The organism is Pelagibius sp. (genome assembly GCF_965249265.1).
Taxonomy (GTDB): Bacteria; Pseudomonadota; Alphaproteobacteria; order Kiloniellales; family Kiloniellaceae; genus Pelagibius.
Genome location: NZ_OZ252224.1, coordinates 2,943,416 through 2,962,726, shown reverse-complemented (window position 1 = coordinate 2,962,726; position 19,311 = coordinate 2,943,416). Strand labels below are relative to the sequence as shown.

General features: G+C 58.9%; 18 protein-coding genes. 7 read left to right on the top strand and 11 right to left on the bottom strand.

All coding sequences use genetic code 11. The features are described 5' to 3' along the window. Genes ACP146_RS14095 through ACP146_RS14085 form a run of 3 tightly spaced genes read right to left on the bottom strand, consistent with a single transcriptional unit; the run spans position 1 to position 3,612 of the window. A complete protein-coding gene (locus ACP146_RS14095; protein WP_422367390.1) occupies positions 1–684 on the bottom strand; it encodes a dimethylsulfonioproprionate lyase family protein in 684 nt (227 codons plus the stop codon). A 24-nt stretch (positions 685–708) separates the two neighbouring features. Next, a complete protein-coding gene (locus ACP146_RS14090) occupies positions 709–2,091 on the bottom strand; it encodes an aminotransferase (RefSeq protein ID WP_422367389.1) in 1,383 nt (460 codons plus the stop codon). Positions 2,092–2,112: 21 nt separating this feature from the next. Then, on the bottom strand, positions 2,113–3,612 hold the full coding sequence (locus tag ACP146_RS14085; protein ID WP_422367388.1) for an aldehyde dehydrogenase family protein: 1,500 nt from the start codon (positions 3,610–3,612) through the stop codon (positions 2,113–2,115). A gap of 114 nt (positions 3,613–3,726) precedes the next feature. Here ACP146_RS14085 and ACP146_RS14080 point away from each other — a divergent pair, with 114 nt between their 5' ends. After that, the gene (locus ACP146_RS14080; protein ID WP_422367387.1) at positions 3,727–4,053 is read left to right on the top strand and encodes a DUF3870 domain-containing protein; all 327 of its coding nucleotides are present in this window, start codon (positions 3,727–3,729) and stop codon (positions 4,051–4,053) included. On the opposite strand, the gene ACP146_RS14075 is transcribed toward ACP146_RS14080, so the two are convergent. The 8 genes from ACP146_RS14075 to ACP146_RS14040 all read right to left on the bottom strand — a co-directional run bounded on the left by ACP146_RS14075 (position 4,000) and on the right by ACP146_RS14040 (position 12,313). Continuing rightward, positions 4,000–4,971 (bottom strand): NAD(P)H-dependent flavin oxidoreductase, encoded by a 972-nt coding sequence (locus ACP146_RS14075; protein ID WP_422367386.1) that lies wholly within the window; start codon positions 4,969–4,971, stop codon positions 4,000–4,002. The genes ACP146_RS14080 and ACP146_RS14075 overlap by 54 nt on opposite strands. An 8-nt stretch (positions 4,972–4,979) precedes the next feature. Continuing rightward, entirely contained in the window at positions 4,980–6,626 is a 1,647-nt protein-coding gene (locus ACP146_RS14070) for an AMP-binding protein (protein ID WP_422367385.1), read from the bottom strand. A gap of 249 nt (positions 6,627–6,875) precedes the next feature. Beyond that, on the bottom strand, positions 6,876–7,184 hold the full coding sequence (locus ACP146_RS14065; protein ID WP_422367384.1) for an NIPSNAP family protein: 309 nt from the start codon (positions 7,182–7,184) through the stop codon (positions 6,876–6,878). A gap of 193 nt (positions 7,185–7,377) precedes the next feature. Beyond that, positions 7,378–8,583, bottom strand: a complete 1,206-nt coding sequence (gene pcaF, locus ACP146_RS14060) for a 3-oxoadipyl-CoA thiolase (RefSeq protein WP_422367383.1) — start codon at positions 8,581–8,583, stop codon at positions 7,378–7,380. Then, entirely contained in the window at positions 8,576–9,379 is an 804-nt protein-coding gene (locus ACP146_RS14055; protein WP_422367382.1) for a CoA-transferase subunit beta, read from the bottom strand. The genes pcaF and ACP146_RS14055 overlap by 8 nt, the downstream gene beginning before the upstream one ends. After that, positions 9,376–10,227, bottom strand: coding sequence for a CoA transferase subunit A (locus tag ACP146_RS14050; protein WP_422367381.1), 852 nt, complete (start codon positions 10,225–10,227; stop codon positions 9,376–9,378). The genes ACP146_RS14055 and ACP146_RS14050 overlap by 4 nt, the downstream gene beginning before the upstream one ends. A 25-nt stretch (positions 10,228–10,252) precedes the next feature. Continuing rightward, positions 10,253–10,759, bottom strand: coding sequence for a DUF3156 family protein (locus ACP146_RS14045; RefSeq protein ID WP_422367380.1), 507 nt, complete (start codon positions 10,757–10,759; stop codon positions 10,253–10,255). 84 nt (positions 10,760–10,843) lie between these two features. Beyond that, a complete protein-coding gene (locus ACP146_RS14040) occupies positions 10,844–12,313 on the bottom strand; it encodes an APC family permease (RefSeq protein WP_422367379.1) in 1,470 nt (489 codons plus the stop codon). A 350-nt stretch (positions 12,314–12,663) separates the two neighbouring features. On the opposite strand from ACP146_RS14040, the gene ACP146_RS14035 reads away from it, so the two are divergent. The 6 genes from ACP146_RS14035 to ACP146_RS14010 all read left to right on the top strand — a co-directional run bounded on the left by ACP146_RS14035 (position 12,664) and on the right by ACP146_RS14010 (position 19,049). After that, positions 12,664–13,602 carry a hydroxymethylglutaryl-CoA lyase gene (locus ACP146_RS14035; RefSeq protein ID WP_422367378.1) on the top strand — a complete coding sequence of 313 codons (939 nt, stop codon included), beginning with the start codon at positions 12,664–12,666 and terminating at the stop codon, positions 13,600–13,602. Continuing rightward, entirely contained in the window at positions 13,599–14,324 is a 726-nt protein-coding gene (locus ACP146_RS14030; protein ID WP_422367377.1) for an enoyl-CoA hydratase/isomerase family protein, read from the top strand. Before ACP146_RS14035 ends, ACP146_RS14030 begins: the two co-directional genes overlap by 4 nt. A gap of 9 nt (positions 14,325–14,333) precedes the next feature. Continuing rightward, a complete protein-coding gene (locus ACP146_RS14025) occupies positions 14,334–15,518 on the top strand; it encodes a CaiB/BaiF CoA transferase family protein (RefSeq protein WP_422367376.1) in 1,185 nt (394 codons plus the stop codon). Between the two features lie 12 nt (positions 15,519–15,530). Further along, a complete protein-coding gene (locus tag ACP146_RS14020; protein ID WP_422367375.1) occupies positions 15,531–16,295 on the top strand; it encodes an enoyl-CoA hydratase/isomerase family protein in 765 nt (254 codons plus the stop codon). A gap of 221 nt (positions 16,296–16,516) precedes the next feature. Next, complete coding sequence (locus tag ACP146_RS14015; RefSeq protein WP_422367374.1) at positions 16,517–17,554, top strand: alanine dehydrogenase; 1,038 nt, start codon at positions 16,517–16,519, stop codon at positions 17,552–17,554. Between the two features lie 709 nt (positions 17,555–18,263). Then, entirely contained in the window at positions 18,264–19,049 is a 786-nt protein-coding gene (locus tag ACP146_RS14010; RefSeq protein ID WP_422367373.1) for an IS110 family transposase, read from the top strand. Positions 19,050–19,311 lie beyond the last annotated feature (262 nt).

The window sequence follows — 19,311 nt, the reverse complement described above, 5'->3', positions numbered from 1 at the left end:
CTAGATATGATGTTTGAGGTTGACGTTCTGTCGGGGCACTTTCTGGCTGAAGCGGGATCCTCCCCGAACCTCTCCCCGCCATGCCGATACAGCGAGCAAGGGTTCGCCATAAGTCCGCATGGCGTGGGGCTGGCTTTCTAAGTGCAGAAGGAAAGTGCCCGGCTCCCGAAGGGTAAAGTCTTCGAAATCGGTGGCCCAACCGGCCTTTCCACTGGCTACGTAGTAGAGCTCTCGAGCCGGATGCTCATGGAACGGATAGCTGGTATCGGGACCCAAGAGGACAAAGCCCAGCGTTACGTCGTGAGACACCTGCGAGGAGTCCGGCCCTACGAAGTCGCAAAAGGCAAAGTTCTCGAACAGGTCCGCGTGTTCCGCGTTCGGCTCGTACTTGTTGACCCACCTAGCGTTCGCGATGACCTGTCGGCATGATTCGTTGAGATCCGTTTGCAAGGAAGTCTCGCTAGGCGCTTCCTGCAGAACGGCATCTGCAAAGCGGCAAACCGGGAGACCGGTGGGAGTTTCGGGCCTGACATCCCGTTCGATCCCAAGAAGCAAGTCGCGGAACACTCTCCTTTCCGCCTCAATCTCGGCGTTTGATGTCTCTTCGGCCTGATCCAAGAGCTTGCAATAGGCATCAATGAATGTTCCTACAGCCGTCGCCCACTCTTGAATCGCTTGTTGCATAATCGAGGCTCCTCATCCTGCCCGTCACTTCAGGCCTTCCTTCTTGGCCCAGGCGAGCGTGTCGTCGAGCCCGCCAGCGACGGCTTCTAGGATCATGTCGATTTCCGATTCGGAGACGATCAGCGGCGGCGAAAAAGCCATGGTGTCGATGAGATTCCGTGAAATGACGCCACGGTCTTGGATAAAGGCGGAACAGGCGCCGCCAACGAGGCGCTTGGGATCGAATGCAGCCTTCGTCGCCTTGTCTTGCACCAACTCGATCCCGGCCATCATGCCCACGCCGCGAACCTCGCCGACGAGCGGATGGTCGACAAACTGACGCAGGCCGTCTTGCAACAATTGGCCCATCGCCCGCGCCTTGTGAACGACATCCAGCTCCTCGTAGCGCGTGATCGCAGCAATCGCAGCTGCCGCACAAACCGGATGGCCCCCGTAGGTGTATCCATGACCGAAGACCCCGACTCGATCCGACTGTTCGACCATCGCTTCGAATATGCTTTCGGACACCATAACGGCCGAGACTGGGAGGTAAGCGGACGACAAGGACTTCGCACAGGTCAGCATGTCGGGACGAATGCCGAATTTCGTGCTGCCCCAATACTCGCCGGTTCGCCCGAACCCACAGATCACCTCGTCCGCAATCAGGAGGATCTCATGTCTTTGCAAGACCTTCTGAACTGCCGCGAAATAACCTTCGGGCGGGACAACAACGCCGCCCGTTCCCATGACCGGTTCGGCGAAAAAAGCGGCTACCGTGTCGGGACCTTCCTCTACGATTAGCTGTTCGAGTTCCTGGGCAAGCCTTGCAACGAAGTCTTCTTCGCTTTCACCTTCGAGGCCTTCTCTGTAGTGATGTGGGCAGCGCGTGTGTAGGAAGCCAGGTAACGGCAGATCGAATTGACTGTGGATGTTCACCAGTCCCGTTAGGCTTCCGGAAGAAATTCCGGTCCCGTGGTAGGCTCGGTTTAGGGCAAGAATCTTCTTCTTCTCAGGTTTTCCGCGAGAGTTCCAGTAGTACCAAGCCAGCTTGACTGCCGTATCATTCGCCTCCGAACCGGAGCACTGGAAGATGACCTTCGACATCGGCACGGGCGCTTTTTCGATCAGAAGCGCCGCGAGGTCGATCGAGGGATTATTGGAACGGTGAGCGAAGAGCTGAAAGTAGGGCAGCTCGTCGATTTGCGCCTTCACAGCGTCTTTGAGAGCTTGATCGCTGTATCCCAAAGAGACGCACCACAGCCCGGACATGGCATCGAGATACCGCTGGCCGCCGTCATCATAGACAAAGGCACCTTCGGCGCGTTCGATGATCATCGGCCCGCGTGTGTCGTGCAGACGCAAGTTGGTCTGAGGGTGCACTTGATAGGCGATATCAAGCGCGGCTTGGGAGTTGCCTGTTCCGTTCATCAGGTTGTCTTCCTCGTCATCCTATTGCAGCCGAATCATGACCGATTTTTGCTCCAAGCAACTTTCGACGGCTGAGCGGCCGAGGTCTTTTCCGAGCCCGGAAAGCTTCACGCCACCAAAAGGCAAGTTCGGATCGAAGAGGTTGTGGCAATTGACCCAGACGATGCCGGACTGGACCTGGGCGGCCAGTTGGTGAGCTGCGCTTAGGTTTTCTGTCCAAATGCTTGCAGCGAGACCGAAGGGGGTACCGTTGGCGAGCTCGATTGCCTCCTCTTCGGTATCGAATGGGGCCGCTGCCAGGACCGGGCCGAAGATTTCTTCCTGGACCACGCGCATGGATTCGCGTGTCCCCGTCATGACCGTTGGCGAGAGGAAGTAGCCAGGGCGATCCAAACGCTCGCCAGTAAGAGTCAGATGAACGCCCTCGGAGCGGCCAGTATCGACGTAGCTCATGACCTTCTCCGCATGCGCCTCGGAGATGACCGGCCCGAAAAAGACCCCGTCCTCGAACGCCGGGCCGATCTTCAGCTGCTTCGCCGCCTCGACGACTCTCTCAACAAACTCATCGTAGATCGTTCTATGGACATAGAGCCTCGATCCCGCCGTGCAGGTTTGACCTTGGTTGAAGAAGATCGCCATGGCAGCACCGGTCACGGCCCAGTCCAGATTGGCATCCGGCATGACGATCACCGGCGACTTGCCACCGAGCTCAAGGGTTGTGCGTGTCATCTTGTCTAGCGCGGAGCGACCTATGGCCTGCCCGGTTGCCACCGACCCGGTGAAGGAAACCTTGTCGACACCGGGGTGCGCGACCAAAGCCGCCCCGATTTCGTGACCGCGTCCGGTGACGATGTTGACAGCGCCGTCTGGGTATCCCGCTTCGAGGGCCAACTCGCCTAGCCGAAGGGCCGTCAGGGAGGTGTCCTCCGCCGGCTTGAGGATGACCGTACAGCCGGCCGCGAGCGCCGGTGCGAGCTTCCAGGAGGCCATGGAGATCGGGAAGTTCCAGGGCGTGATACCAACCACGACCCCGACTGGCTCCTTCTTCGTGTAGGCGAAGAATTCGCCATCTGGCATTCGCGGCACGGATACATCGAGTGTCTCACCTGTCAGCTTGGTGGCCCAACCGGCAAAGTACCGAAAAACGTCGATAACACTCGCTAGATCCGAGTTGCGGGCTATGGCAAGCGGCTTTCCTGCATCGATTGATTCCAGCTCAGCCAATTCATCGGCATGGGCTTCAATCAAGTCGGCGAATTTCAGCAAGAGCCGTTGGCGGGCGACCGGCTTCATCTTTCGCCATTCCGGCGACTGAAAGCGCTCGCGCGCTGCCTTTACTGCACGGTCGGCATCTGCCGCCTTACCCTCCGGAATGGTGGCCACTTGTCTGCCGGTGCTCGGATCGATCACGGGCATGGTGCTGCCGTCTCGCGCGTCTACCTGCGCGCCACCAATGGTCATCCTCAGGGCCGAGTTGAGGTTGGAGTGCTTCGTGACTAGAGGGTTTACCGAGATGTTCATGGCTTTGCTCGACCTTGCCGTCTGTTGACAGTTCTAGAGGGTCGTTGTGAAATATTGGGTCGTGATTGGCTGGTCATCGCATCCGGCCTTCGTGTTTCCTGGAGGGACATTCGCTTGGCAAACAAGACGATTCTGGTCAGTGGGTACGCTCAAGCGCCGAAGGGGACCGGCTTGTCCGAGATGCTGACCTGGATCGGCGTTGTCTTGGAGGTCGATTGCTTCACCCACGAAATCGTGGATGCCGATGGAACGTTCATCACCGAACTCGCTAGGAACTTCTTCAAGCGAAGAGTCGTTGGCTATCGGCTGACCGACGGACTGGAAGGCCTGCAAAATGCTATCGAACTCCATTACAACACCCCATCGAAGAACGCTTTGCAGGTAGCATTACAAGCCGCCTTTCAGCGATACGCTGAGTTCCGACAGTCTGGCAAGGGCTAGCGAATATTCGTCAATCAAGCGCCCGGTGAGCTCCTCGGCGCTTGGCAGATCCTTGATCAGGCCGGCGCTCTGCCCTGCTTCCGGTTTTCCATTGTCCGGATCGCCATCCAGGGCGGCTAGCTTCAAGGAGCTTTCTTTGAAAATAGAGAGCAATACTTCCTGGTCGGCGCCTGCCGCTTCAGCTTCCAGGTAGCGCTCCGAGAAGGTGTTCTTCAGCATTCGAATAGGCCCGAAGGCCTTGCCCACCAATGTTGTGTCTTCGACCCCGGCGTGCAGAACGGCCTGCTTGTAGGCTTCATGCACCCGAGATTCCCTGGTTGCCAGATAGCGCGTACCCAGTTGCACGGCATCGGCCCCGAGCGCGAGTGCGGCGACGATGCCAGCGCCGTCGACGATGCCGCCACCTGCAATCAGAGGCACGTCGGGCGCTGCCAGCGCGACTGCGCGGACGAGGACAAAGGTCGACACCTGAGCCGGCGGCGGGTGGCCTCCTGCTTCCGCACCCACGACGATCAAGCCATCGACGCCGGCCTCCATCGCTTTTTTCGCATGACGCTCCGAGGCAACGACGTGAATACATTTGACGCTGGCACTCTGAATCCGCTTGAGATACTTGCCGGGCCCGCCTTGAGACGCGATCAGGATCGGCGCGTTCTCTTCCAGCACAATATCCAGAATTTCATCCGCTTGTGGACGGTAGAGCGGCACGTTGACGGCAAAAGGCGCGCTGGTCTCTGACTTCAAGCCGCGCAGGGCCTCCCGAAAGTCGTCGACGAACATCGGGCCGGCGGCGAGGACTCCGAGGCCGCCCGCATTCGAAACCGCAGCCGGCAAGGCCACGTTCGACGAGGCCCAACTCATGCCCGCTTGGACGATCGGATGCGAAACGCCAAATCTCTCGGTGAAGCGATTGCCCATGATCCTAGCTAGCTGTCCTCCAGACCAAAGAGTTTCTTCGCGTGCTCGGCCAAAAGACGTTTGGGAATCTTGGAACTCGCGGTCATGCCGATTGACTCGAAGCTCTCCACGATAGCGATGTACTTGGGGATCTTGAAGTTCGCGAGACGGCATTTGGCCCATTCGGCGACATCGTCCTCGGTCAGGGTTTCGCCTTGCCGGAGGAGAACATAGGCGCCGGGAACCTCGATCAATCGTGGATCTGGCAACGCGAAAACTTGCGCTTGTTGGATCTTGGGGTGTTCGACTAAGGCGTCCTCGATATCGGACGGCGCCACGTTTTCGCCGCCGACCCGAATGATCTCCTTGAGGCGACCCACAAACCTCAACTTGAGATCCTTGCGCATAGTGCCCTTGTCGCCCGTTCTTAAGAACCCGTCCGCGGTCATCGTTTTGGCTGTGGCCTCAGGGTCGTTGTAGTAACCTTGCATGACGCACCATCCCTGTACCTGTATCTCCCCTTCTTCGTCGATCGCACATTGGACACCGTTTTCCGGGTCTGTAATCCGAACCTGAAGTCCTGGATGAACGTTCATCCAACCGGCGACTCGGTCCTCCAAAGGGTCTTGATGATCCGACATCGCAACGTTCGGAGACGCTTCCGAAAGCCCATAGGCGACGACTGTTTCACCGGCGTCGAACTCGCCCGTGATTCGCCGCATAATGCTGGGTGACACCGCGGCCCAGCCGCCACGCAGCCGATAACACCCGGGGGCGAAGTCGGGACTGTTCAGCAACATCAGGTACATCGTGTCGTTTCCGGAGGTAAGCGTGCACCGCTCGTCTTCCAGCAAACGCAGTGCCTCGTCAGCGATGAATCGCTTCATAGTTACGAGCGTGGCGCCGGTCACCAGGCTCAGTACAACCGATAGGGTAGAGCCGGCCACGTGAAAGAACGGGCGTGCGCTCAGGTAGCGGTCCCCAGCCTGCACACCTATGCACTGACCCGCGAAATATGCATCAGTCACCATGTTTCGGTGTGTCAGAACCACACCCTTTGGAAAGCTGGTGGTGCCGGAGGTGTATTGGATGAGCGCCGGATCATCAGGCTCGGGCGGAGGCGGCATCTCGTCTTGTCCGCCGTCCGAGAAGAAGTCATCAAGAGTCTGACAGGCGTTCGGAGCCGAGTTTCCAAGGACGATAACTTGCCGCAATCTCGGGAGCTTCGGCGAAGGAAGCGAGGTGTCCACTTCCGGACAGATCAACCGGAGGACTTCGATAAAGTCGATGGACAGAAGCCTTTCGGTGATGAAGAGCGCCGCGACGTCGGCCTGCTTGAGCTGATATGCAATCTCGTCGGGCTTCAGGCGCGTGTTGATCGGCACACATACGGCACCCAAACGAACGATTCCGGCAAACAGCTCGATCCACTCCACGCCGTTGCCGACGCAAACGCCGATGTGGTCACCTTCTTTGAACCCCTTTGCGGCAAGAGCGCTCGCCACCTGGTCGGCCTGCTTCTTCAGCTTTCCAAACGTCACACGGGAGCCGCCCTCGACAACTGCCTCCTCGGTCGCATAGCGCGCGGCGGTTCGATCCAAGGCCTCGACGATCGTCTCGGGGATCTCTGGGAAGGAATTTCTGACCTGTTCGAAAGAAGCGAGTACGGCGTTCACACAATCGATCCCCAAAAAAACCGGCGAGAGGTAGACGGCGTAATCGCCTGTCTACCTCTCGCCGGTTCGATTTCCTCCGTTGCGCTCGCACCATACGGAAGCGAGCGCTCGGAAAACTCCTAGCGGATCAATGACACACCGAACACTTCACAGAGTCAAGCTCGACGACGGAAAACAGCACAAGACGTTGAAGCTCTTTGACGCAAATCCCTCGCCACCCCAAGCGAACCAGCTTGACCCGGTCCTGCACTAGGGGTGCGGTCCCCAGGGAGCGTCCAAAAGAAGTTGATTCTCCTGCGTAAGGACGAGTGGGCGGAGCCTCGCCGCAAACTCCGCAAATCCTTGGCCCTGATCGACCCGCCTCCAGTGATGGCGACGGTCGGCATCGTCGTCGAACTTCCAGAGATGGATCACCTTGTTGAGCCCGCCTGCATCCGAGATGAAGTAACCCACGAGCTTGCTATCGAACCCGCCATGTTCGAGGGTCGGCCAGCCAAACTCCTGGTAGTGTCTCACCGCCTCGTCAAGCTTTCCCACGTAGAGAACGTAGGTGCGCATCTCATAAAGGGCCAAACTCGATTTACCTCATCTTACTTGTCGCAGAAGGCGGGACCCGACAGCGCAGGGAAAACGAGGCTGCATCAAACACATGAGAAACTCTAAACTGTATTGCTTCCGGTCTCGGGGTATCCGGACAGGTTCGATAGCAGTGAGCTTGTCGGAGTCGTTTTCCGCTTCATTCAATTCCCGCCTACACAGCTTCGAGAGCGATGGCGATGCCCTGGCCGACGCCTATGCACATCGCCGCAAGCGCTCTTGCACCTTTGTTGCCAGAGATCTCGAGCGCCGCCGTTCCCGTGATACGCGCGCCAGATGCGCCGAGCGGGTGGCCAAGGGCAATCGCCCCGCCGTTTGGATTGACATGCTCCGCATCGTCGGGAAGCCCAAGAGTCCTTAGACAGGCAAGGCTCTGCGATGCAAAGGCCTCATTGAGTTCAACGACGTGGAAATCACCTGGCTCCATGCGAAGCCGGGTGCAGAGCTTCTCAGTTGCGGGAACCGGCCCTATGCCCATGATCCGCGGCGCCACGCCGGCGGTTGCCCCCCCAATGACCCGGGCAATAGGCGTCAGGCCGTGCCTTGACGCGGCGGCCTCGGATGCGAGCATCAGCGCTGCCGCGCCGTCGTTTACGCCACTGGCATTACCCGCCGTTACAGTGCCGTCGGCGCGAAATGGCGCTGGAAGCGCTGCCAGTTTCTCGACCGTCGTATCGGGCCGCAGGTGTTCATCGGATTCAACCGTCGTAGTTTCACCCCTTTTCTTCAGTACCTCGACCGGGGTGATCTCTCGCCGCAGGCGCCCACTCGCTGCCGCTCCCGCCGCGCGTTGTTGGGAGCGGTATGCCATTGCGTCCTGGTCGGTACGGCCGATGCCAAACTCCAGCGCAACGTTCTCTGCCGTTTCTGGCATCGAGTCGACGCCGTACAACTTCTTCATAACAGGATTGATGAAGCGCCATCCGATGGTCGTGTCTTCGATGGAGGCTGACCGGGAGAATGGCCTCTCTGCTTTGGGAACAACGAAAGGCGCTCGGGACATGCTCTCAACGCCGCCTGCAATGAGGAATTCGGCTTCGCCGGACTTGATCTTCCTCGCTCCCGATATGATCGCGTCCATGCCGGACCCACAAAGCCGGTTAATCGTTGTTCCGGGTACACTTTCGGGAAGACCGGCAAGCAGGGCGCTCATTCTGGCAACGTTGCGGTTGTCTTCCCCCGCCTGATTGGCACAACCGAAGATCACCTCATCGAGGTCGGCCCATTCCAGGTCTGGATGGCGTGCAGCAAGAGCTCTCAACGGGACGGCGCCTAGATCGTCCGCCCGCACGGAAGCTAGTGATCCGCCAAACCGGCCGAAGGGTGTGCGGACATAGTCGCAAACAAGGGCGTCAGCCATCTCTCGAGTTCCTCTTGGACTGCTTCATCTCGCCCTTGTGAACGGCGTCAGTTCTGGCCTTGAGGTCGCGAAGAACTGTGAGCTCCAACTCGGTCGGTGGTGGTGTTTCTGCGACGTCCTCTGCGAAGCGCACAGGCCAGCCCACCGTGTCCTCGATCTCCTGCCGTGTGACACCCGGGTGGATCGATGTGACGGCGAACTCCCTGGTCTTCCGATCCGGTTTCCATATCGCCATATCGGTGAAGAGCCGTGAGGGTCCCTTTGTCGTCAGGCCAAATTTCTCCCGGCCCTCGCCATTAGGGCCGTGGCCGAGTGAGGTGACGAAGTCTATTTTTTCGACAAAACTCCGCTTTACCTGCTTCAATGTGATCAGAATCTCGCCGCAGGAGGCAGCAATTTCCGGGGCACCGCCGCCACCGGGTAAGCGGACCTTTGGCTGATCATAGTCGCCCACCACAGTGGTATTGATGTTACCGAATTTGTCGATTTGGGCCGCCCCCAGGAATCCAATCGTGATGCGGCCTCCTTGTAGCCAATAGCGGAACATCTCCGCTACCGGGACTGTTGTTACGGCGGTCTCACAGAGTTCCCCGTCGCCGATCGACAGCGGAAGCACGTCGGGCTTGGTGCCAATGGTCCCGGACTCATAGATCAGGGTTATGTCAGGTGCATGGGTTAGACGCGCCAGGTTACAGGCCGCGGAGGGTGCGCCGATTCCGACAAAGCACACGTCCTCGTTACGTAGTGCGCGGGCGGCAGCGATGGTCATTACTTCGTTCGGTGTGAAGTTCGTCATGCCCGCAGGCTTCCTACGCGTTCGGCGAAATCTTCGGCTGTCGCGTTCAACACGTGATCCTCCATCCACTTCAGAAAGAGGTCACGGTCCGCCGCGATGGGGTCCCAGGCGAGATACGCTCCATTGTCTCGCTTGTAGTAACCGTGAACGTAGGAAGGATGGGCACCGCCAGGAACGACTGCGACCGCATCGACAACCCAGTTTGGCAGTATGCAGGCATTTGGATGGACATCGTCGAAGGTCTCAACCACTTCCTCGACTGTGACCACGGCGCGCTGTGATGCCAGGACGACTTCCTTTTGTGCGCCGACGATCCCTTCGACGAGGACATCACCTCGCCTGTTGGCCTTTTGAGCATGGATGATACCGACGTCAGGCTTGATCGCAGGCACCGCAGCAAGCTCCTCACCCGTGAACGGGCAAGTTACCGCCTTGATACTCGGGTTCACCCTCTTCAACTCCGCCCCGATGTAACCGCGGAACACCGCACAAGGCAGCCCCGCAGCCCCAGCCTCATAGGCGTTTGCCATGGCGGCGTGGGAATGCTCCTCGATCTCGATAGCGTGTGGCCACTGCTGTTCCACGGCATCCCGGAGGCGCCGCAACAAGCCGACACCCGGATTGCCGGCGAATGAAAAAACCAGCTTCCGCGCCAAGCCCATGCCGATCATTTGGTCGTAGATGACATCCGGGGTCATCCGAACAAGGGTCAGGTCCTTTCGGCCCTGCCGTATGGCTTCGTGGGCGGCGGCATGCGGGATGAGATGCGTAAAGCCTTCGAAGGCAGCGCAATATCCATCGCGAAGATGCTTTCCGATGGCGCTCTCAAGTGTAACGAATTCGGTCATCTGAGGCGGCGATCCCGAGCTCTGGTCAATGACGTGCCATAGCGCAGAACAGGGCCCAAAAAGCGGCTATCAGATGCCCTCGTTGCTCGCGTCCCAAAGGCACATAGCGGCGTGATGGCGGTAACATCATACAGACTTCTGAGCCGCCGAAGTGCTCCATCTCCGCCCGCCAACCCCCAGACGACACATCGATTTGGAACTTCACGAAATCCAATGGTAGCAGGGCCTTTGTGACGGCGGCGTCCGACAATATGCGCTCCGCCGTATCCGCCACTGCAAAGTCATCTTGCTCTATCGTTACGCCAATTCCGGTCCGCCGCATCGCGCCTTTATGGCGTATCTTGATTCGCCCCCAAGGCTTGTCGACTTCGCCAACGCGCAACTCAAACACCGCGATGGCCGTGTGGCACAGAAAGTCCTTCTTGACCCGCTCTCGGACAGTAAAGTGGAGCGTACCTGCGGGTTCCGAGATCACGCCGGTGCTCGGAGCCGTGCGCTCAATCGCAAAGCCGTTGAAGTCTCGTTGCGACAACAGGGTCAGGAGGTGCCCGGCACGGTAGTTGCCGGGTAGTCCTCTTGATAGAAGGGCCCCTCGCTGCATCACCGCACCAACGCTCTATGACAGGCCCTTGATTTCTCTGAACTCGTCGAGTTCTTCCGGCTCGACAGGCTGGAAGGGCTTGGTCTTCTTGACAGCGGAAAGCCAAAAGAGAGCGTATCCGGCGGTCAGCGCGAGGAGAATTCCGAAGGGAATGTAAACCTCAGCTCGCTCGATCCCTGGAGGCGCAATAAACCAGATGGCCACCAACATTCCGAGCGTCGCCATGATCTGTGGGAACGCATAAAAGGGTACGCGATAGGGGCGGTCCAAATCCGGGCGCCGTCGGCGAAGTTGAATGATCGACAGATTGACGAGGATGTAGGCAAAGAGCCAAGCGCAGACAGCAGCCAAGATCAACTTGAGAATGCTATCCACATTCCCGTCGATAACAATTGCGTAAACGGCCGGAATCGCGACCGTCACCACGATTCCGACGATTGGCGTTTTGAACCGCGGATGGAGGTAAGCAAAAGCCTTCGGCAGAGCACCGTCCACCGCCATTCCATAGAGAATTCGCGGAACACCGGCCAGCAGCGTATTGATTGTCGCCGCCGAGGCCAGCAACACAGCGATACCCAACCAAAGCTGTCCGAACGTGCCCAGCACCTGCCCGGCAAACACCGGAATTGCGAGCGGCGTTTCCAAGAGCATTACGGTGGCGCCTTCCTCGACAGGGACCTCACCGACTTGCCGCTTGATGGCTGCACCATAGATGAACATAGATACGGCAACCATTGAGGTGCCGATGTACATAGACCGAGGGATGTTGCGGGCCGCATTTTTCAGTTCTGCGGCTAGGGGCGTGACGAACTCGCAACCCACGAACAGGAACATGGCAAGTCCGACCAGCGACAGTATCGTCGCGAAGTCCGAACCGACGAGGGATGCGCCAAAGAATCCTTCGATTTCAACGGCCGGTGGCATCAAAACGCCTACGATACCGAAGATCATCAAGGTGCCCCACATGAACGCGGTCATGAAAATCTCGGCTTTGCCGTAGACCTCAATGCCAAGGATGTTCACGAAGCCGAATAGGAGCACGAGCGCGACGCCAATGACCCAAGATCCGGACTCTGCCAGTCCCGAAAGGAAGCCGAAGTTGACGGTCGCGAAAGCCCCGGCCACAGCGACTTCCGCTGTGCCGGCAAAGACATGCACGATGAGGTAGGCAGCCAGAGTTCCTGTAATGGACCAGAAGCGTCCAAGGCCGCACCCGATGTAGTCGTAGACGGATCCCGCTGTGGGTATCATCGCGGCCGCTTCAGAAAAGCTGGTGAGTTGTGCCAACATCAGCAGGTAGGCGATCACGATGGCCGCCGCGAAGACTCCGCCACCGATGCCGAACCCTGTCGTGGCCGTCAAAAGAACGGGGCCCGCGATTATCAGCCCGATGGCTGTTGCAAGCGCAGTGGGAAAGCCTATGACTCCATGTTGTAGGTGAGTTTCTTGTTGTAGCAGAATTTCTTGAGCAGCCCTGATAGACATCGCTACCTCCCGACCCTTCTGACTTGGCAAAAAAAAAGCCCTCGCTTGAGACCCCGAGACAGGGCTCACGCGAGAACCGGTTCGAATCCCTTCTCGCACGGTCGCCACCCGTGCGCGGGATTCTCCTAATCCTGCGCACGATTGGAACAGAACGAACGCGATAGTCAAGAGATTTCTAAACGTGCTTGACTCCGAAGCGTCGTTTCAAATACTTCAACGCTTCAGGTGCAAGGGGCATCGAGACGCCGCTCCCTCAAGGAGGGGCGCCCAGATCGAGTCAAACCGGCGCCGACCGCACACATGCCAATTGGGCAGGTGGTGGTCGGCGCTTTTTGTTTTGGAAGTGAACCATGTCAGAGAGAATCGTTGTTAGCGAATGCTTCGCAAGAGACGGCCTTCAAAACGAACCTGACATTGTCTCAACAGAAACCAAGGTCGCCTTGATCGATCGTTTCAGCCGCCTTGGTTTGCCGCGCATTGAGGCGACATCCTATTCCAATCCCAAGGTCGTCCCGCAGTTCTCCGATGCTTCGGAGGTCCTCGCAAAAATCACCCGACGCGACGACGCCCACTACAAGGCGACTTGCGCCAATCTAAGGGCCGTAGAGCGGGCCAACGCGGATCATGATGCGGGAAAAGGCGTCAACGAAATCAGCCTTTTGGCATCAGCGACCGAGTCACACAGTCAAAAGAACCTTCGTGCGACGAAGGACGAGCAGTGGCAGCGCATAGCAGAAATGGTAAGTGCCGCCGGATCACGCTACCGCCTGATTGGTTCGCTCTCGGTGACCTTCGGCTGCCCGTTCGAAGGCGCTGTCGAACCTGGTGTCGTCGTAGACGACTGCATCCGCTTTGCCGAGCTTGGGATCCAGCATGTAAGCCTGGGCGACACCACCGGCTTGGCAACGCCATGGTCGGTTGACGCGCTGTTCGAGCGAATTGGCAAGGCCGCTCCCGACGTTACGCTTATTGCCCACTTCCATGATTCCCGCGGAACCGGTCTCGCGAACTGCGTCGCCGCCTACGGCGCCGGCTGCCGCTGGTTCGACTCCTCCTTTGGCGGCGCCGGAGGCCATCCCGCCAAGATCAAATACGGCGGTGGCCACACGGGAAACGTGGCCACAGAGGACTTGATCAATTTGTTCGAGGCGATGGGTGTGCAGACCAGCGTTGACTTGGATGGTCTGTTGGATGTTGCGCAGTTCTGCGAGGGTACCCTTGGCCGGCAACTGAATGGCAAGACACTTCGAACAGGCCTCTCTCCCTTGATCAGAGGAGAAACCGGATGACCGAGCCGCTTGCGATAAGGAAGGATGGGTCCATCACGATCCTCGAGTTGAATCGCCCGGACAAGCTGAACGCTCTCAACACGGAGCTCACTCAGCAGCTCGTTGATGCTTTGGTCGCCGCCGACCGGCACGACAGCGTCCATGTCATAGTGCTGGCTGGCGCCGGTCGCGGTTTCTGTGCCGGTGCGGATCTCAAAGAGTTCTCACATCTCACCACGGACAACCCAGAAACCGTACGGAAAAGAGCGGAACTGACTTTTCGATTGCAATCCCTTCTGCCGGAAATCCGCAAACCGATTATTGCCGCGGCGCAGGGTCCAGCGGTCGGGGGCGGCGCGGGGCTGGTCGCCGGCGCCGATCTGGCCGTCGCCGGCGCGTCCCTCAAGTTCGGCTATCCGGAACTCAAACATAACATTGTCGCTGCGCTGGTTATGACTGGGCTTTCGCGTGCCGTCGGACGCAAGCAGGCCTTCGAGCTTCTCGCGCTGAGGCGGCTGCTGACTGCCACCGAGGCTTTGGAGCTCGGGATAGTGAATCGGGTAGTCGAAGACGAGGCGCTCATGACTGTCGCCATGGACATGGCGTATTCGATTGCAGACGTGCATCCCTTGGCCATGCAGACAACCAAAGAGCTTTTCTACCGTGTTTCCGAAGCCACCTATCCCGAAGCGATGCGCGCGGGCCGCGACGTCAATGTAATCATGCGCGGCTTCCGGGGTTAGGAGGCTGGGATGAAACCACTCGAGGGAGTACTCGTCGCCGATTTCAGTCGCGTTCTCGCCGGTCCGATGTCCGCGCAGATTCTGGCCGATTTCGGAGCCCGCGTCGTCAAGATCGAGCGACCGGGCATCGGCGACGAGACGCGGTCCTGGGAACCAAGGTTGAAGAAAGACAGCGGCTACTTCTTCGCCTTCAATCGCGGAAAGGAATCCATCACTCTCGATCTGAAGTCAGAGGATGGCAAAGAGATCGCACGCGACATCGCGGCAAAAGCGGACGTCTTGCTTGAGAACTTTCCGGTCGGGCAGATGGCGAAGCTCGGATTGGACTATGACCGCCTCAAAGAGGTGAACCCTCGCCTTATCTATGTCTCAAACACGGGTTTTGGCCAGTTCGGCCCGAACTCTCACAAGGTCGGCTACGACACCGTCTTCCAGGCGATGGGCGGGATGATGTCACTGACCGGCGAGAAGGATGGCGGACCGGCCAAGGCAGGCTTGCCTGTTGCCGATCTGACCTCGGGTTTATGGCTGGCCATAGCCGCACTTACCGGCCTCGTTGGGCGTGGGGTTTCCGGCAGGGGCTGTCGAATCGATGTATCGATGATGGACATCCAGGTGAGCTTGCTAACGATTGCAGCCGCTCGATTCTTCGCGCTGGGAGAGGCGCCAAAGCGCGAAGGAACGGAGCATCCTGGTCGCGTGCCCTCCGCTGCTTTCCAGTGCGCCGACGGAGAGTGGCTGCAGATCTCAGCATCAGATCAGCACTGGCTGCCGCTTTGCGAGTTTTTCGGTCTTGAAGACCTGGCCACCCGGGACGATTTGGCGACGAACAGTGGCCGCGTTCGAAATCGAAAACTCGTTTCCGCGAGCCTCAAGGCAGCCATTTCAAAACGCCCACGGAAAGATGTCATCAAAGGCCTTGAGGCCCGGCGCGTGCCGGTCGGCCCGGTCAACTCGGTGGATCAAATCCTCGAAGATGAAAACACCAAGGCGCGGAATATGATCGGCAGCTTCGAATACCCCGAAGTGGGACCCTTTCCGGCTTTGCGCAATCCTCTTCTTCTGGAAGGTTTTGACAACCCAGCGATATCGCCCCCACCAACCCTCGGCCAGCAAAGCCAATCCATTTTGTCGGGGCTACTTGGCTACGACGCGGACAGGGTGCGCGACCTCACCGCCAAAGGCGTCGTTTGAGAGGACTCGACCATGGACTATGCCTTCGAAACGCTTGTTGTCGAATGCCGAGAAGGCGTCGCTTTCGTCGAACTGAACCGACCCGAAGCACGCAATGCCGTCAACCTTCAGCTCTGTGATGATCTCTATGACTTTGAGCAGAGGCTGGCTAGGGATGAAGAGGTCCGTGTCGTCGTGATCACCGGACGGGGCCCCGTCTTTTGTGCTGGCGCAGATCTAAAGGAGCGCAAAGGCAAAGACGCTGCATGGGTCCGGGAACGGCGGCGTCGTGCCTTTCGGGCTTACGAGTCCATCGAAGTTTCGGAGAAGCCGCATATCGCGCTGGTTGACGGGGCACTTGTGGGGTCAGGAGGGGAGATTGCGATGGCGTGCGATTTCATCTATGCGTCGGAAGCCGCAAGTTTCCGTTTCCCTGAGACCCTCTGGGGGACGGTTGGCGCGACTCAGCGTCTTCCTCGCAGAATTGGAACGGCTAGCACGAAAGAGCTTCTCTTCACCGGCCGTAAGCTCGAGGCGCTGGAGGCGCTCGATATTGGCCTAGTACAGCGGCTTTTCGACTCAGAAAGCATAGAGGCGGGGGTGGCAGAGATCGCAACGGCAATTGCCAACGCTCCTACTCTCGCGATCAGCCTTGTCAAGCGATCCGTCGACATCGGCGGAACGACGGACCTAACCCGCGGAATCGCCGTGGAGCGACTCGCCATCGACCGATGTCTGGCGGATACGGAGTGGACTGATGGACTGCAAAGGTTTCAGCCGGGCGAACGCCAGGAGTAGAAGCGGTGGCACTTCTAGAGCTGTCAATCGAAGGCCACGACAGACACCGGGCAGAGTTGACCTTTCCAACGGTCGAGCCACCGATGATCTAGCCCGCTTGGCCGGAAAGTATCGAACAGGGCGCGTGTCTATTGTACCGAAGGTCCAGTAGCCCACGGCATGAATGAGAATCGGAGATGACAGTGATTCGCACGAAGGTGCGATAGAAGAAGGAAAAAACGATGCTAGTCGGTGTTCCCAAGGAGATTAAGAACCACGAATATCGTGTTGGTCCGACACCGGAGAGCGCGTCTGAGCTAACAGCCCATGGCCACAGCGTGATGGTCGAAACTTCGGCCGGATTCGGGATCGGCGCCACTGACAACGATTATCTTTCCGCCGGCGCAAAGATCGTTGACACGGCCGACGAGGTCTTCGGGCGGGCGGAGATGGTTGTTAAGGTCAAGGAGCCTCAAGCGACCGAGCGCGCAAAACTTCGCGAAGGTCAGATACTCTACACCTACCTGCACCTCGCCCCCGATCAAACAAAGGATCTTGTTGAGTCAGGTGCCATCTGCATCGCCTATGAAACGGTTACAGACGATTCAGGCGGACTGCCTTTGTTGAAGCCCATGAGTCAGGTCGCGGGGCGTATGTCCGTACAGGCCGGCGCCGCCGCACTTGAAAAGGCGTATGGTGGGCGTGGTGTGCTTCTCGGTGGCGTCCCCGGCGTCGAGCCAGCCAAGATCGTGATCATCGGCGGCGGGATCGTCGGTTTCAACGCAGCTCAAATGGCAGTCGGCAACCATGCGGACGTCACAATACTTGACCGAAATCCAGCCGTCCTAGAGCGCCTGGAGAACCATTTCGAAGCTTCGGCGAAAGTCATCTATTCGACCAAGACCGCGCTCGAGAGACTGGTCGCCGAGGCCGACCTGGTGATCGGCGCTGTTCTCATTCCTGGGGCGGCGGCGCCAAAACTGGTTACACGAGACATGCTGTCGATGATGCAGGACAGGGCCGTGATCGTTGACGTCGCGATCGACCAGGGTGGCTGTTTCGAGATTTCGAGGGTAACGACTCACGCCAACCCGACCTTTGTTTTCGATGGGGTCGTTCACTATTGCGTTGCGATTGCCGACAAGGGCTGGCGGCAAGGTTTGTTGGATAACTCACATCTGCTCACGGGACTGAACGTCTGGGAGGGCCGGGTCACCTATCGCGCCGTTGCGGAACAGCTCGGCTACCACTTTGTGCCGCCTGTCGGTGTCCTAAACTGACAGGCATTCTTTTCCTCGATGGCTGGGGCAAGAGCCACATTCGCGGACTGGTGCGACGATCATAAATGGACCCGGCCCCACTCGAGCCAGCCAATAGGACAGCCATCGAATTGGCCAGTCAGCGGGGCGGCTTGCTCGAGTTTGATGAGACCTGCTTTGACGTCATGTGGCTAAGGCACACAGGGCGGTGGTGGCGTCTCTATTCTTGTGTGACGCTTGAAGAGGCTTTGTTGGAATGTCTTTGGCTGAAAATGCTCCGGTAGACGGGCACACTGTTTCCTTTGGGCAAAGGAACGCGGAGTGGTGGAAAAATGAACTTTTCGACATCGGTTTGAGTTATACATGGATCGAAGTGGATCACTATGCCGCAGCTTGGAAAAGGCCCTGCTGATATCGTTGGTTGCGGGCCCTCGTACCATTTGGAAGTTGGTGAGCTGGTCTTGGATGTAGACTAGCTGGACCGGGCCGGCCTGCCGGGAGCAACCCAAGGCCCCCAGTGCCTGCGAGCACCTGTTGCGGACTGGTGCCCCGGCGGGACGGCCGCGACGGATGTCCGGTGGGAGGTTGCGCCTTGGAGCGCCAGTACAGGGATTGATCGGCGTCGCGGTGGTCCGGACAACAAGGGAGGTCTCGGCCATGGCAGGTGATGAGGTTGGATGGTTTGTGGGTATCGACTGGGCGTCGGAGAGCCATCAGGTCTGTCTTCTCGATGCAGGGCGGGCAGTCGGTAGGTGAGCGCTCGGTAAGCCACGGTGGCGCCGGACTTGCGGAGGCCTGCGACTGGCTGACGGCCAGGACCGCCGCCGCGCCGGGTTCGATCGCGGTTGCCATCGAGGTGCCGCATGGCCCGGTGGTGGAAGCGCTCTTGGAGCGTGGGTTTCAGGTCTACGCGATCAATCCTAAGCAGCTTGACCGCTTTCGCGACCGCTTCAGCGTTGCCGGCGCCAAGGACGACCGCCGGGACGCGCATGTCCTGGCCGAGCGCCTCAAACTGGTCAAGCGGCAGGTCAAATCTGCCCATCGGCACCTGGAGACGCTCTGCGATAGACTCGCTGCTGAGGAGAGCGAGCCGGGGCAGGGGGCCGGGCAGCGCGACGTGACCATCCTACGCTCGATGCCGGGAACCGGAAGGATCGTCATCGCCACGCTGCTCGCCGAGGCTTGGCAGCCCCTATGCCGGCGAGACTATCACGCCTTGCGGACCTTGGCAGGTGTGGCGCCGGTGACCCTGCGCAGCGGCAAGCGCTGCCTTGTGGCCCGGCGTTATGCTTGCAATCGACGCTTGGCCAATGCCCTCTATCACTGGGCGCGTGTCGCCAGCCAACGCGATGTCGTCAGCCGCCGTCGCTATGGTGAATTGCGCCGGCGCGGTCACAGCCATGGCCGGGCCTTGCGCACCATCGGCGACCGGTTGCTCGCCGTCGCCTGCACGCTGCTTCAACGCCGGACACGCTTCGACCCCGACTATGCGGCCATGTCCGCCGCCGCCGCTTGACCAGCTCACATCAAAACGGGGCTACCGACCCGTTTGGGCTCTTGATTATTGGTGGGAGGTCCGCAACCACCCCGCAAAAATGGCATCAGAATCCACGATACTGTACTTAACATCGTGATCATCGTGGTCTACGGCGAAAGTCTATAGATCTCTAAAGTCTTATACATACCAATGATTAATCCAAACCCAGGTGGGGCTATCTACAACCTGCGATGCGTTGGTAGGTTCAAATCGGGGCCCCGGTTTTGCGGTTCTTCCACCG

Coding starts and splice junctions, on each gene's coding strand:
- ACP146_RS14055 (WP_422367382.1), bottom strand. CDS start 9,379: ATGACGAACTTCACACCGAACGAAGTAATGACCATCGCTGCCGCCCGC.
- ACP146_RS14085 (WP_422367388.1), bottom strand. CDS start 3,612: ATGAACATCTCGGTAAACCCTCTAGTCACGAAGCACTCCAACCTCAAC.
- ACP146_RS14030 (WP_422367377.1), top strand. CDS start 13,599: ATGACCGAGCCGCTTGCGATAAGGAAGGATGGGTCCATCACGATCCTC.
- ACP146_RS14090 (WP_422367389.1), bottom strand. CDS start 2,091: ATGAACGGAACAGGCAACTCCCAAGCCGCGCTTGATATCGCCTATCAA.
- ACP146_RS14020 (WP_422367375.1), top strand. CDS start 15,531: ATGGACTATGCCTTCGAAACGCTTGTTGTCGAATGCCGAGAAGGCGTC.
- ACP146_RS14065 (WP_422367384.1), bottom strand. CDS start 7,184: ATGCGCACCTACGTTCTCTACGTGGGAAAGCTTGACGAGGCGGTGAGA.
- ACP146_RS14010 (WP_422367373.1), top strand. CDS start 18,264: ATGCAGGGCGGGCAGTCGGTAGGTGAGCGCTCGGTAAGCCACGGTGGC.
- ACP146_RS14095 (WP_422367390.1), bottom strand. CDS start 684: ATGCAACAAGCGATTCAAGAGTGGGCGACGGCTGTAGGAACATTCATT.
- ACP146_RS14015 (WP_422367374.1), top strand. CDS start 16,517: ATGCTAGTCGGTGTTCCCAAGGAGATTAAGAACCACGAATATCGTGTT.
- ACP146_RS14075 (WP_422367386.1), bottom strand. CDS start 4,971: ATGGGCAATCGCTTCACCGAGAGATTTGGCGTTTCGCATCCGATCGTC.
- pcaF (WP_422367383.1), bottom strand. CDS start 8,583: ATGGCTGACGCCCTTGTTTGCGACTATGTCCGCACACCCTTCGGCCGG.
- ACP146_RS14035 (WP_422367378.1), top strand. CDS start 12,664: ATGTCAGAGAGAATCGTTGTTAGCGAATGCTTCGCAAGAGACGGCCTT.
- ACP146_RS14040 (WP_422367379.1), bottom strand. CDS start 12,313: ATGTCTATCAGGGCTGCTCAAGAAATTCTGCTACAACAAGAAACTCAC.
- ACP146_RS14025 (WP_422367376.1), top strand. CDS start 14,334: ATGAAACCACTCGAGGGAGTACTCGTCGCCGATTTCAGTCGCGTTCTC.
- ACP146_RS14050 (WP_422367381.1), bottom strand. CDS start 10,227: ATGACCGAATTCGTTACACTTGAGAGCGCCATCGGAAAGCATCTTCGC.